This is a genomic window from Streptomyces sp. NPDC051104, from assembly GCF_040682835.1.
Classification (GTDB): Bacteria; Actinomycetota; Actinomycetes; order Streptomycetales; family Streptomycetaceae; genus Streptomyces; species Streptomyces cynarae.
This window is the reverse complement of sequence record NZ_JBFBBS010000006.1, coordinates 38,606-51,201: the sequence shown is the minus strand read 5'-3', so window position 1 is coordinate 51,201 and position 12,596 is coordinate 38,606. Positions and strand designations below refer to the sequence as shown.

The following is a 12,596-nucleotide window of genomic DNA, read 5'->3' as shown; positions in this document are numbered from 1 at the left end:
GATCTTGCGAGGTAAAGACCAGTGAAGCTCTGGCTCGACGGCGGGCTGCAGGACATCGAGTCCGCCCGCGTCTCCGTCTTCGACCACGGACTGACCGTCGGCGACGGCGTCTTCGAGACCGTCAAGGCCGTCGAGGGCCGGGCGTTCGCACTCACCCGCCACCTCGACCGGCTCACCCGCTCCGCCCGCGGACTCGGCCTTCCGGACCCGGATCTGGACGAGGTCCGCCGGGCCTGCGCCGCCGTCCTCCATGCCAACCCGATGCCGCTCGGGCGCCTGCGCATCACGTACACCGGCGGCCACGGCCCGCTCGGCTCCGACCGCGGCGACCAGGGACCCACCCTCGTCGTGGCCCTCGGCGCGACCACCCGGCGCCCGGACTCCACGGCCGTCATCACCGTGCCGTGGACCCGTAACGAGCACGGCGCGCTGACCGGCCTGAAGACCACCTCGTACGCCGAGAACGTCGTCGCGCTCGCCCGGGCGACCGGGCAGGGCGCGACCGAGGCCCTGTTCGGCAACACGGCCGGCCGGCTCTGCGAGGGCACGGGGTCGAACGTCTTCGTCGTCCTCGACGGCGAGATCCACACCCCGCCGGTCGCCTCCGGCTGTCTCGCGGGCATCACGCGGGCCCTCACGGTGGAGTGGACCGGCGCCAAGGAGACCGATCTGCCGCTGGACGTCCTCGAGCACGCGGACGAGATCTTCCTCACCTCCACGCTGCGGGACGTGCAGGCCGTGCACCGGGTCGACGGCCGGGAACTCGCGGGGGCGCCGGGTCCGGTGACCGCGAAGGCCATGCGGATCTTCGACGAGCGGTCCGGGAACGACCTGGATCCGTGAGCCCCGGGAAAACCGGCTGACGCGGGTCGCCGCCGCGGGTAGAACACCCGTGATGACCACGACCCTGCGGCCGACCGAGCCGCTTCAGCATCACACCGACGGGACGCGTTCACGTCGCTACCAGGTGTGCGTGAACAGCCGTCCCGTCGGGTTGATACACCTCGGCACCTCGCCGTCCCTGGGCGAGCCGGTGGCCCGCATCATCGACCTGCGCATCGAGGAGTCCGACCGCCGGCGCGGCCGGGGCACCGTGGCCGCGCTCGCCGCGGAGGAGGTGGTGCGGGGCTGGGGCTGCCGGCAGATCGAGGCCCGGGTCCCCGCCGATGCGCGGGTCGCACTGCGGCTCACCGAGACGCTCGGTTATGTCCTGCGCAACCGCGGGATGGAGAAGCGGCTCGGTGACACCCCGCCCCCGCTGCCCGAGGGCAGCCGCGCACGCCCCATGACCGAGGGGGAGTTCACGGCCTGGCAGGAGTATCAACGGGAGCACTACGCGCGCACGTGGATCGAGCGGGGCGTGCCCGAGGCCGTGGCGCACGCCAAGGCGCGACGCGACCACGAGCAGCTCCTGCCGCGGGGCATGCGCACCGAGGGCATGATGTTCAGCGTGCTGGAGCACGAGGGCACGCGCGTGGGCACGCTGTGGCTGGCGGTGCGCGAGGACAAGGCGTTCGTCTTCTACGTGGAGGCCGACGCGGCCCACCGCGGGAGGGGGCACGGTCGCACCCTCATGCTCCTGGCGGAGGCCCAGGCGCTCACCGCCGGTCGGCGGGTCCTCGGACTGAACGTGTTCGCGGGCAACACCCCGGCCGAGCGCCTCTACGAGTCACTCGGCTACCGGACGACGGAGTACGCCTTGTACAAACACCTGTTGTAGGACCGGGCGGGATCAGGCCTCCTGCCCGGCCAGCAGCCGGTCCGCGATCTCCTCGATGCGCTCGCGCAGTCCCTCCTGGCTCTTGCCGCCGTCGAGGCGCTCACCGCCGATCACATAGGTCGGAGTGCCGGTCACCCCGATCGCCTTGCCCTCGGCCTGGTCGGCGTCGACGATCAGGATGTGCCGGCCGTCGATCAGAGCCGTGTCGAACTCCTCGGCGTCCAGCCCGAGTTCGCGGGCCACCTCGATGAGGAACGCCTCTCCCTCGCGGTCCAGCTCCTCGACCCGGCCGAGCACGGCCTCCATGTACGGCCAGCCCTGCCCCTGCGCCAGCGCCTCCTCGGCGGCCTGCGCCGCGGCGAAGGCGTGCCGGTGCTTCTCCAGCGGGAAGTGCCGCAGCCGCAGCTCCAGCCGGTCGCCGTAGCGGTCGCGCAGCGCGCGCAGATCATCGAGGGCGGTACGGCAGTCAGCGCACTGGAGTTCGCACCAGACGTCCAGGACGGGGACGGCTGCGCGGGCCGGGGAGGAGTCACTCATGGTCACAGTGTCCCAGCACCCGCGACGGCCCCCAAACGGGATCTCCGCACCCCGGAGGTGGAGGCGTGGAGAGCGCCGGTGAGGTCAGGGGTGGAGGCGGGGCCGCGCCCTGGGCGGGAGCGGACCCCGAGATGTCCCGGAGATGTCCCTGAGGTGTGTTCGGACCGTGGCCCGAGGGGCGTGGGGCGGTGCAGGATGGAAAAGGACGAACCGCCCCCACCCGACCGATCCCCTCGTCCGACCGAGCCCCACACCCAATCGATCCCTCGCCCGACCGATCTCCGCTTGGAGGACCGGATGATTGCCGAGACAGTCTGTTCCGCCGTCTCCGCGGCCGGCCTCGGCATCGCCGCGGTCACGGCCTTCCGCAAGCGTTTTCTGGCGGCGGCCCGTATCGCCGCGTACGCGCTGGTGCCCATCGGCCTGGTGATGACAGGAGTGGTGGGCTGGCTGGCCGACACCGCGTTCAGCCCCACGGCCTGGGCGGGCTTCGGCGTGCTCGGGGTTGCCTGGCTGCTGTTCACGACCACCCGGGCCGTGGAACGCAGGCGCGGCGGCACCCGCAAGGAGCGCAGGGCGGCGCGTGCCGCGCGGCGGGAGGCGACGGCTCCCTCGTCCTCCGCGCCGGCGCTCGGCGCCGGGGGCCCTCCCTCGGTTCGTCCCACGGCGGGGCCCCGGGCGGCCGACTCCGCGGACGACTTCAGCGACATCGAGGCCATCCTGAAGAAGCACGGCATATGACGCCTCGGCCGGCGCGGGCCGAATGGGAAACGGCCGAGCGGTCGGGTCGCGGCTCCCTGGCGATCAAGGGTGGGCACGCCTAGATCATCTTCGCTCCGCACCTCGCGGAATCGGCGATCACATCGTCATCCCGTGCGTGTTGATCGCACGGCGGGTGCGGGCTGCGCCATCATCACCGCGAGATGCTGGACACAACCCAGAGCGACACCGCCGCTCCTCCCGAGGATCGTCGGGGTTGTCTCTTCGCGCTTTCCCAGCCACCGCTGATGATCTTCCTTGCGGTGATCGGCTGTCTGCTGCTCATGGCATCGCTGCACGATCTGCTGCTGCTGTGAGCCGTATGCGGAGCCCCTGGCGCCACCCGCCGAGGGCTCCGTCAGCCCACCGGGTGAGCGGCGAGAGCGGACCGCATGTCTGGTCACGCACGGTGAGTGTCTGCGCGCGTCCGGCTCCTCAGTGCCTTCGGCCTCTCGACTTCCCCCAGCCCCTCGCGGTCGGCCGCGCCCGTCCGCACTCGCGGTGCGGAATGGGCCCCGCTCAGCCGGCCGCCTCCTTGCGGCGTGCCCGGTAGGCGGCCACGTGGAGGCGGTTGCCGCAGGTACGGCTGTCGCAGTAGCGCCGTGAGCGGTTGCGGGAGAGGTCCACGAAGGCGCGCCGACAGTCGGGCGCCTCGCAGCGGCGCAGCCGCTCCTGCTCCCCGGCCACCACGAAGAACGCCAGCGCCATCCCGCAGTCCGCGGCGATGTGGTCGGCCAGGGAGGCACCGGGGGCGAAGTAGTGCACATGCCAGTCGTAGCCGTCGTGGTCGGTCAGCCGGGGCGTGGTGCCCGCCGCCGCGACCAGTTCGTTGATGAGGCCCGCCGCGGTCCGGGCGTCCGTCGCGGCGAAGACCGCGGCGAACCGTCCGCGGATCTTGCGCACCGCCGAGAGGTCGAACTCCGACAGAACGCCTAGGTCGCTCACCGCGTGGCTGTGCGCGAAGTCGTCGAGGGCGGCGACATCCGGGAGCCCGTCCGGCTCGTCGCCCTCCGGTGTGGTGTTCACGAGGTCCACCACGAGGTCGAGCGCGCACCGGGTGTCATGGGTGATCAGCACGTGTCGCTCCCTGGCCTGGGGTCGGGCGGACGCCCGCCGATGCTGGCCGAGCCTAGCGGCTTCCCGCCCCGAGAGGACCGCCGCAGGATCGGCTTCGGACACGTCACGCAGCGCGGAGAGAGCGTCACTCTCCGTAGAAGGCCGGCGCGCCCCCACCGCGAGGGCTGGCGGTGACGGCGCCCGGGTGTGCCGTATGCGGTTGTCCTGGCCCGAGCCGTCTCCCCGAGTGGACGGCGCCGGGTGGCGTGGTTGTCTTGCGCTAGCTCTCGGCCAGGATGTGGGAGAGCTCCGTGTCGAGATCGAAATGGCGATGCTCCGTGCCGGGCGGCACGGCCGCATCGGTCCGCTTCAGGAACGACTCCAGTGCCCGCGCCGGGGCCTCGAGCAGGGCCTCGCCCTCCGGAGAGCTCAGGGCGATGCAGACGACGCCCTGACCGTGGCTGCGGGACGGCCAGACGCGGACGTCGCCGGTCCCTGTGGGCCGGTGCAGGCCCTCCGCAAGGAGGTCGCGGGCGAACACCCACTCGACGGTCTCCTCGGCTCCGGTGTGGAAGGTGGCGTGCACGGCGTAGGGATCGGCCGTGTCATACCGCAGTCCCGCGGGTACAGGCAGTGAGGACTCGCTCGACACAACGAGGCGCAGGTGCAGCTCGCAGCTGACCGTGGTGTTCATAAGCGCCAGGGCCTTTCGCTCAGTGTGCGCTCGGGGATTCGCACGTCGGCGAAATCGACATGCCACCTACGGTGCCGTTGTAAACCCCTCTGAGTGTTTTGCCTGTCTTTACGTAGCTCATCCGGCGGAGACATCGTTCGTGCGATGCGGCCATTCCGGTGACTGGTTTCTCTCGGGTAGGTTTGACTGTATGAATACGCGGAGTGACGAGCGGGGTGAGGCCGCCGTGGCCGCCGAGGAGCCGAAGACCGAGCGGGGGCTCGGTTCCAGGGCACCGGAATTCATCAAGGCCCGACGGGCGCTGCACCTCAGCTGGCAGGTGGGCGTTTTCGTGATCGGCCTCGCGGTGGTCGCGGGCGGCGTGATCTTGCTTCCGCTGCCGGGCCCGGGCTGGCTGGTGATCTTCGCCGGCGTGGCGATCTGGGCGACCGAGTTCGTCTGGGCCCAGCTGGTGCTGCGCTGGACGAAACGGAAGCTCACGGAGGCGACGCACCGTGCACTCGACCCCAGGGTGCGGCGCCGCAACCTCCTGCTGACGACCGCCGGCGTGGCGATCGTGGCCGCGCTGGTCGGCGTGTACGTCTGGAAGTTCGGCTTCGTGACGCCCTGGAGCATCAGGGAGGAGTGACCGGCCCGTGGTCGGAGGCATCCGCTGACATGCGGTAATGTTCTTCCTGCGCCCGGGCGATTAGCTCAGCGGGAGAGCGCTTCGTTCACACCGAAGAGGTCACTGGTTCGATCCCAGTATCGCCCACAAGATCGAGGGCGGCGCTGCTCAGGAGATGAGCGGCGCCGCCCTCGGCGTATGCCCGTATGTGGGCATCTGTGCTGAGCAGCGCTTCCTCGCGCCCGTCCCCGGTGTGTCACTGCGCGGCGGAGCAGGACGTCCGGGCCTGCCGCCGCACCGGCCGAATCCGGCGTCCGGCTCTCGGCACTGCACCGGCCGACCTCGGTGGCGCCGCCCCTCGCGACCTGGCGCTTGTCGTTCCCGCTCCGAACTCGCCCCTCTGCGGTGCCTGTTACCGCGTGACCCCACTCTCACCAATTCCTGTCCGAATCATTGACGAGGCCGGAGGGCCTCCGTACCTTGTGCCAGCAAGCGCTTACTTGAAACGATTCATGAGCGACGGCGCTGCTGCGGGGAGAGGCCTGGCTGTGGGTACCGGAAATGTTGAACGCGCACGATCCTGAAGGTGGCGGGAGCCTCGGTGGCCACCCTCGGGCTGGCCGCGACGACAGGCTGCGGTGGTGACGGCGGCACCCCCGCGGATGGGACCGTGACGATCCGTACTCGTGGTGGGGTGCCGACCAACGGGCAAGAAGATCAACGAATCCATCAAGCTCTTCGAGAAGAAGTATCCGAAGATCAGGGTCAGAACAGACTTCCAGGACCACCAGTCTTTCTGGGAGAAGTTCCAGACGCAGGCGTCGGGCGGAAATCCCCCGGACGTATTCCAGAACGCCGTCACATTCCTTCGGAAGTACGACAAGAGAGGCGTCCTCCTCGACCTCAAGTCACAGATCGACGCGGGCAATATCAGCCTGAGCAACTTCCGCGCCGGTGTCACGAAGGTCGGCGAGGTGGACGGCAAGCAGCTCGGCATTCCCGTCGGCTCCAACACCATGGCGCTCGTCGTCGACAAGAAGGTCTTCCAGAAGGCCGGCATCGAGCCGGCGCCGGGCTGGACCTGGGACGAGTACTTCAAGGCCCTCAAGACCATCCACGACAAGACGAAGGTCCCCGGGGACACGGGCTACTTCAGCATCATGTACCTGTACGACCTTTACCTCCGGCAGAACGGCAAGGCGTTCTACACCAAGGACGGACTCGGTTTCGACAAGGCCGACCTGACGGAGTGGTGGCAGGACGGCTACAACCGCGTGAAGGCCGAGATCGTCACCGACCCGACGATTGTCGCCCAGGACCGGCCCAAGTCCTCGCTCTCGGCCGGGCACGGGGCGTCCGAATTCACCTGGGACAACTTCACGGTCCGTTACACCGCCGAGGGGAACAGCACCTACGGCCTCGCGCCGATCCCCACCACGGACGGCAAGCACACCGGCCAGTACCTCGCCTCCCTGATGCTGAGCGCCTCCGCGCGCACCGCGCACCCGAAGGAAGTCGCCCAGTTCATCAACTTCATGGTCCACGACCCCGAGGTCGGCAAGATCATGGGCTACGACCGCGGCATCCTCGCCGGCACCGAACAGTACGAGGCCTTCAAGCCGACCGACGAGGTCAACAAAGAGATCGCGCAGTACGAGGACGACACCGCCAAGGCCGGTGTCCTCGGCACGATCACCCCGCCCCCCTCCGGCGCCGACACCATCGAGGCCGCCTTCCTGCGCATCGGTGGCGACCTGGGCCTGGGCAAGGTCAGGGTCGCCGACGCGGTGAAGCAGTTCTTCGACGAGTCGCAGGCCGCGTTCCAGGCCTGACCGGAACCGACCGGAACTGATGGGAACCCCCGTGACGCTCGTCAAGGACTCGCCTCTCGACGCCCGGAAGACCCGTTCCGCCGCTCCCGCCGCCCGCAAGCGGCGGGGTCGCCGGGAGAACCTCGCCGGCTACCTCCTCATGTCCCCGTGGATCGCCGGCTTCGTGCTCCTGACCGCGGGACCCATGGTCGCCTCGCTGTACTTCGCGTTCACCGACTACAACCTCTTCAACACACCGAAGTGGGTCGGCCTCGACAACTTCACCAGGATGTTCGACGACCCCCGGTGGCAGAAGTCGGTGGAGGTGACGGCGAAGTACGTCGTCATCGGCACGCCGCTGAAGCTGCTGCTCGCCCTCGGTGTCGCTCTGCTCCTCGCCCAGAGCCGCCGCGGACAGGCGTTCTACCGGGCCGCCCCCTCGCTCTTCGGCGCCAGCGTCTCGGTCGCCTTCGTCTGGCGGTCGATCTTCTCCGGCGACGCCATCGTGGACCGCACGATGTCCGTCTTCGGTATCCATGTGGGCGGCTGGGTCGGCAACCCCGACTGGATCCTGTACTGCCTCGTGGCGCTCACCGTCTGGCAGTTCGGCGCGCCCATGGTCATCTTCCTGGCCGGGCTCAAGCAGGTGCCCAGGGAGCTGTACGAGGCGGCGGCGATGGACGGCGCCGGACCTTCCGCAGGTTCTGGAACATCACGCTGCCGATGATCTCCCCGGTGCTCTTCTTCAACGTGCTGCTGGAGACGATCCACGCGTTCCAGATCTTTGCCTCGGCCTACGTCGTCTCCAACACCTACTGCGGCCCGGCCGACGCCACGCTCGTCTACACCTGCTACCTGTACCAACAGGGGTTTCAAGAACGCCCAGATGGGCCACGCCTCCGCGATGGCCTGGATGCTGCTGCTCGCCGTGGCCCTCGTGACGGCGGTCCTCTTCTGGTCCCAGAAGAAGTGGGTGCACTACGAGGAGGACACCCGATGAGCACCACCACGACCACCGTCCGTACGCCGCTCGGCGCCCCGGCCGCAGGCGCGCCGGTTCGTTCGCCTGGCACCTCGGCGCCCTGCTGGTCCTCGCGGTCGTCCTCTATCCCGTCCTCTGGGTGATCGGGGCGTCGTTCAAGCCCAGCACGGACATCATCAACAGCCTGCAGCTGTTCCCCGTCCACCCCATCCTCGACAACTTCAAGGGCCTGGCCGAAGGCATAGCCGACATCGCCATCTGGACCTTCTTCCAGAACTCCCTCCTGTACGCCGTCGGCGCCGTCGTCGGCATCCTGATCTCCTGCTCGCTGACCGCGTACGCCTTCGCACGGATCAGGTTCGCGGGCCGCAACCTGCTGTTCTCGCTCATGATCGGCACGCTTCTGCTGCCCTACCACGTGCTGCTCGTCCCGCAGTACGTGATGTCCCAGAAGATGCAGCTGATCAACACCTATGTGCCACTGCTGCTCGGCAAGTACCTGGCCACGGAGGCGTTCTTCGTCTTCCTCATGGTGCAGTTCATGCGGAGCCTGCCGAAGGAACTGGACGAGGCCGCCAGGATCGACGGCTGCGGGCACCTGAGGATCTACTGGTCGATCGTGCTGCCGCTGTGCCGTCCGGCCCTCATCACCAGCGCGATCTTCACGTTCATCAACGCCTGGAACGACTTCATGGGCCCGCTGATCCACCTCAACGACCCCGGCAAGTACACCGTCTCCCTCGGCATGATGATGTTCCGTGACTCCGACGGCGTGGCCGCCAACTACGGCGGCATGATCGCGATGTCCCTGGTCGCGCTGCTGCCCGTGCTGCTGTTCCTCGCCTTCCAGCGCTACCTCATCGACGGCATGGCGACCTCCGGACTGAAGGGCTGACATGGCCACCGACCACGCCCGCCCGAAGGCCCGCCGCGAGTCGCTGCTCGCCGAGAGGTTCGCCCTCTTCGCCGAGTGTCTGCTCACCGGTGTCTGGATCGCCGTGGCCTCGCTGCCGCTCGTCACCTACCCTGCCGCCTTCGCAGCCGGCGCCCGCCATCTGCGCCGGCGCACGACCCACGAGGGCGGCGGCCGGCGGGAGTTCGCCGCCGACTTCGGCGCGGCCGCGCGCCGGGGCTGGATCGTCGGAATGGCCGGCTGGGCGGCGGCGGCCGCGGTCTGGGTGGACGTCCAGGCCGTGCGCGCCGGACTGCCCGGCGGGCCGCTCGTCGGCGCGGTCGGCGTCTTCGCCCTGATCGGCGCCGCCGTCGCCGGGCTGCGCGCGGCGGCGGCCTGGACGCCGGGCGCTTCTTGGCGGGCCCTGCTCGCGGCGGCGGCCTGGACGCCGGGCGCTTCTTGGCGGGCCCTGCTCGCGGCGGCCGGACGCCGCACCGTCCTCGACCCGGCCGGGTCCTTCCTCCTCGTCGGCGGAGCGGCCCTGGTGCTCTGCTCGGCCTGGTTCGTCGCGCCGCTCGCGGTCCCCGCCCTCGGGGCCGTGGCGGCGGCCGCCGTCGCCGTCGAGGAGCGACACCGGCGCCGCTGACGCCGGCCGGCACCTTCTTCCGGTCGGCGCCCCGGTGCCGCTGACGCCAGCCGCCACCCTCCGGCCGGCGCCCCTCGCCGCACCTCGCTCTGTCATGCCCCTGACCTCCCCTGCATCACCCGCCAGGAAAGGAAGGCTGCATCTCTCATGTCTCCCATCCCCCGCAGGTCCCTCCTCAAGGCCGCCGCCGTCGCCGCAGCCGCCGCCCAGTTCAGCTGGGCGCTAGGGGCCAGGGATGCGCCGACGGCGCCCAGGGCCGAGGCGGCCGACGCCGATCCGGTGACCCTCGACTGGCTCGAGGACGGCGGTCTCGGCGCCGCGCCCGGCTCCACCGTCGGCGTGCCCTGGCCGAAGGGCGCCTACCAGGAGGACCAGACGTTCGCCCCGACCGACGAGAACGGCAGGGCCGTACCCGTCCAGTCCTGGCCGCTCGCGTACTGGCCGGACGGCTCCCTCAAGTGGACGGCGCACGCCGTGAGTTCCGGCTCCGGCAAGCTCACGCTCACCGCCGGCGGGCCCGCCGCGCCCGACAAGAAGGTCACCGTCGACAAGAGCGGCGGCACCATCGACATATCGACCGGCGTCATCACCGCCAGGATCGGCAAGTCCGGTTCCACGCTGATCAAGTCCGTCACCCGCGGCTCCACCGAGATCGCGAAGAACGGCCGGCTGGTCCTCATCCGCCAGCCGGAGATCGACGACGAGGACCAGGGGACGGTGAAGACCGAGCGCTTCGACGGCGCGGTCTCCGAGGTCACCGTCGAACAGGACGGCCCCGTCCGGGCCGTCGTCCGCCTCGACGGCAAGCACCGCAAGGGTGACCGCAGTTGGCTGCCGCTCTCGATCCGCCTCTACTTCTATGCGGGCGCCGACTCCTTCCGCATGGTGCACACCATCACCTATGACGGCACTCAGGAGCCCGGGAAGGCGAGCGGCGACTTCATCCGCGGGCTCGGCGTGCGCTTCACCGTGCCGATGCGCGACGCCGCCTACGACCGGCACATCCGGATCGGCGGGGAGGGCACCGGTCTGCTGCGCGAGGCCGTGCAGGGCATCACCGGGCTGCGCCGCGATCCGGGCGCGGCCGTGCAGGCGGCGCAGTACGCCGGACAGAAGCTGCCCGACCCCTCGACGTGGGACCAACGGGTGACGACCCGGCTCCAGTACATCCCGCACTGGGGCGACTACACACTCTCGCAGCTCTCCGCCGACGGCTTCGCCCTGCGCAAGCGCACCAAGAAGGGCTACGGCTGGATCGGTGCCGGCGGTGGCAAGCGGGCCTCCGGCTTCGGCTACGTCGGCGGACCGAGCGGCGGATTCTCCTTCGGCCTGAGGGACTTCTGGGAGAAGTTCCCCGCCCAGCTCGACATCCGCGACGCCCACACCGACGAGGCCGAGGTCACCCTCTGGCTCTGGTCGCCCGAGGCGCAGCCCATGGACCTGCGCTTCTACCACGACGGCATGGGCCAGGACACCTACGCCAAGCAGCTCGAGGGCCTCAACATCACCTACGAGGACTACGAACCCGAGTTCGGCACCCCCTTCGGCATCGCCCGCACCTCCGAACTCCTCTTCTGGGCGAACGCCGCAACGCCGACCCCCGACCAGCCCGCCGACCAGGTCAAGGCCGTCCGTACGCTGCCGCAGCTCGCCGCCCCGCCCAAGCAGCTCATCAAGGCCAAGGTCTTCGGCCCGGGCCTGTACTCCGAGCCCGACCGCTCCACACCGGCCAAGGCGAAGATCGAGGACCACCTCGACTTCCTCTTCACCTACTACAAGGACCAGGTGGAGCAGCGCCGCCGGTACGGCTTCTGGGACTACGGCGACATCATGCACACCTACGACACCGTCCGGCACGTGTGGCGGTACGACATCGGCGGCTACGCCTGGGACAACTCCGAGCTGTCGCCCGACCTGTGGCTCTGGTACGCCTACCTGCGCAGCGGCCGCGCGGACATCTTCCGCTTCGCCGAGGCGATGACCCGGCACACCGGCGAGGTCGACGTCTACCACATCGGCGAGTGGGCCGGCCTCGGCACCCGGCACGGCGTGCAGCACTTCGCCGACAGCGCCAAACAGCAGCGCATCGCCAACACCACCTACCGGCGCTTCTACTACTTCCTCACCGCCGACGAGCGGGTCGGCGACCTCATGCGGGCCAACGTCGACTCCGACGAGACGTTCCTCGTCCTCGACCCGCAGCGCAAGGTACAAACCGACCCCTACACCCCCGACTGGCACGCCTTGTCGATCGGCTTCGGCACGGACTGGAGCGGCCTGGTGTCGGCCTGGCTGACCGAGTGGGAACGCAAGGGCCCCAAGTGGGAGAAGGCCAGGGCCCGCGTCCTCTCCACGATGGAGGGCATCGCCGCCCAGCCCAACGGCTTCGTCCAGGGCAGCGGGCTGTACGACCTCGACACCGGCAAGTTCGCCGTCGCCGACAAGCCGGTGGTGTCCGTCTCCCACCTCTCGGCCGTCTTCGGCCTCAACGAGCTGTGCGCCGAGCTCAACCACCTGGTCGACATGCCGAAGTTCAAGGAGGCGTACCTGGACTACTGCCGCTACTTCAACGCCACCAAGGGCGAGCAGAAGGCCCGCTACGGCTCCGACTTCGGCAGCCTGCTGCTCTTCCAGGGCCACTCGCGCCTCGACGCGTACGCCGCCGTCCAGACCGGCGAGGCGACGCTCGCCAAGCGGGCGTGGAGCAAGTTCTACAACTCCGACGGCTACACCGAGTCCTCGCCGTGGAAGACGGAACCGCTGAGCGGCCCGGCCACGCTCGTCGCGGGCAGCGAGGCGGCCTGGGTGTCCACCAACGACACCGCGCTCTACGGCCTCGCCGCCATCGAGAACCTGGCACTGCTCGGGGACAAGATGCCGTCGTAGACGGCC

The 12,596-nt window shown here is 69.7% G+C and carries 11 protein-coding genes, 1 tRNA gene and 2 pseudogenes; 11 read left to right on the top strand and 3 right to left on the bottom strand.

All coding sequences use genetic code 11. The annotated features are described in order from the left end of the window. Positions 1-21: 21 nt before the first annotated feature. A complete protein-coding gene (locus tag AB0N14_RS11480) occupies positions 22-843 on the top strand; it encodes an aminodeoxychorismate lyase (RefSeq protein ID WP_366025443.1) in 822 nt (273 codons plus the stop codon). Positions 844-895: 52 nt separating this feature from the next. Beyond that, positions 896-1,720 (top strand): GNAT family N-acetyltransferase, encoded by an 825-nt coding sequence (locus AB0N14_RS11475; RefSeq protein WP_366025442.1) that lies wholly within the window; start codon positions 896-898, stop codon positions 1,718-1,720. A 12-nt stretch (positions 1,721-1,732) separates the two neighbouring features. Here the strand turns inward: AB0N14_RS11475 and AB0N14_RS11470 are convergent, their stop codons facing one another. After that, positions 1,733-2,257, bottom strand: coding sequence for a DsbA family protein (locus AB0N14_RS11470; protein ID WP_366025441.1), 525 nt, complete (start codon positions 2,255-2,257; stop codon positions 1,733-1,735). Between the two features lie 297 nt (positions 2,258-2,554). Here AB0N14_RS11470 and AB0N14_RS11465 point away from each other — a divergent pair, with 297 nt between their 5' ends. Then, entirely contained in the window at positions 2,555-2,998 is a 444-nt protein-coding gene (locus AB0N14_RS11465) for a hypothetical protein (RefSeq protein WP_366025440.1), read from the top strand. Positions 2,999-3,180: 182 nt separating this feature from the next. After that, on the top strand, positions 3,181-3,333 hold the full coding sequence (locus AB0N14_RS11460; protein WP_200421241.1) for a hypothetical protein: 153 nt from the start codon (positions 3,181-3,183) through the stop codon (positions 3,331-3,333). 202 nt (positions 3,334-3,535) lie between these two features. On the opposite strand, the gene AB0N14_RS11455 is transcribed toward AB0N14_RS11460, so the two are convergent. Then, a complete protein-coding gene (locus AB0N14_RS11455; RefSeq protein WP_366025439.1) occupies positions 3,536-4,093 on the bottom strand; it encodes a CGNR zinc finger domain-containing protein in 558 nt (185 codons plus the stop codon). A gap of 259 nt (positions 4,094-4,352) precedes the next feature. After that, positions 4,353-4,766 (bottom strand): SsgA family sporulation/cell division regulator, encoded by a 414-nt coding sequence (locus AB0N14_RS11450; RefSeq protein ID WP_003959770.1) that lies wholly within the window; start codon positions 4,764-4,766, stop codon positions 4,353-4,355. Positions 4,767-4,956: 190 nt separating this feature from the next. Here AB0N14_RS11450 and AB0N14_RS11445 point away from each other — a divergent pair, with 190 nt between their 5' ends. The 7 genes and pseudogenes from AB0N14_RS11445 to AB0N14_RS11415 all read left to right on the top strand — a co-directional run bounded on the left by AB0N14_RS11445 (position 4,957) and on the right by AB0N14_RS11415 (position 12,590). Next, entirely contained in the window at positions 4,957-5,394 is a 438-nt protein-coding gene (locus AB0N14_RS11445) for a TIGR02611 family protein (protein WP_366025438.1), read from the top strand. A gap of 54 nt (positions 5,395-5,448) precedes the next feature. Then, positions 5,449-5,520, top strand: a tRNA-Val gene (locus AB0N14_RS11440). Between the two features lie 430 nt (positions 5,521-5,950). After that, positions 5,951-7,205: pseudogene (locus AB0N14_RS11435) on the top strand (extracellular solute-binding protein). A 31-nt stretch (positions 7,206-7,236) separates the two neighbouring features. Continuing rightward, positions 7,237-8,184 (top strand): annotated as a pseudogene (locus AB0N14_RS11430) (sugar ABC transporter permease). An 82-nt stretch (positions 8,185-8,266) separates the two neighbouring features. Beyond that, a complete protein-coding gene (locus tag AB0N14_RS11425; RefSeq protein ID WP_366025645.1) occupies positions 8,267-9,061 on the top strand; it encodes a carbohydrate ABC transporter permease in 795 nt (264 codons plus the stop codon). 1 nt (position 9,062) lies between these two features. Further along, the gene (locus AB0N14_RS11420) at positions 9,063-9,704 is read left to right on the top strand and encodes a hypothetical protein (RefSeq protein ID WP_366025437.1); all 642 of its coding nucleotides are present in this window, start codon (positions 9,063-9,065) and stop codon (positions 9,702-9,704) included. Positions 9,705-9,851: 147 nt separating this feature from the next. Further along, positions 9,852-12,590, top strand: coding sequence for a Tat pathway signal sequence domain protein (locus AB0N14_RS11415; RefSeq protein ID WP_366025436.1), 2,739 nt, complete (start codon positions 9,852-9,854; stop codon positions 12,588-12,590). Positions 12,591-12,596 lie beyond the last annotated feature (6 nt).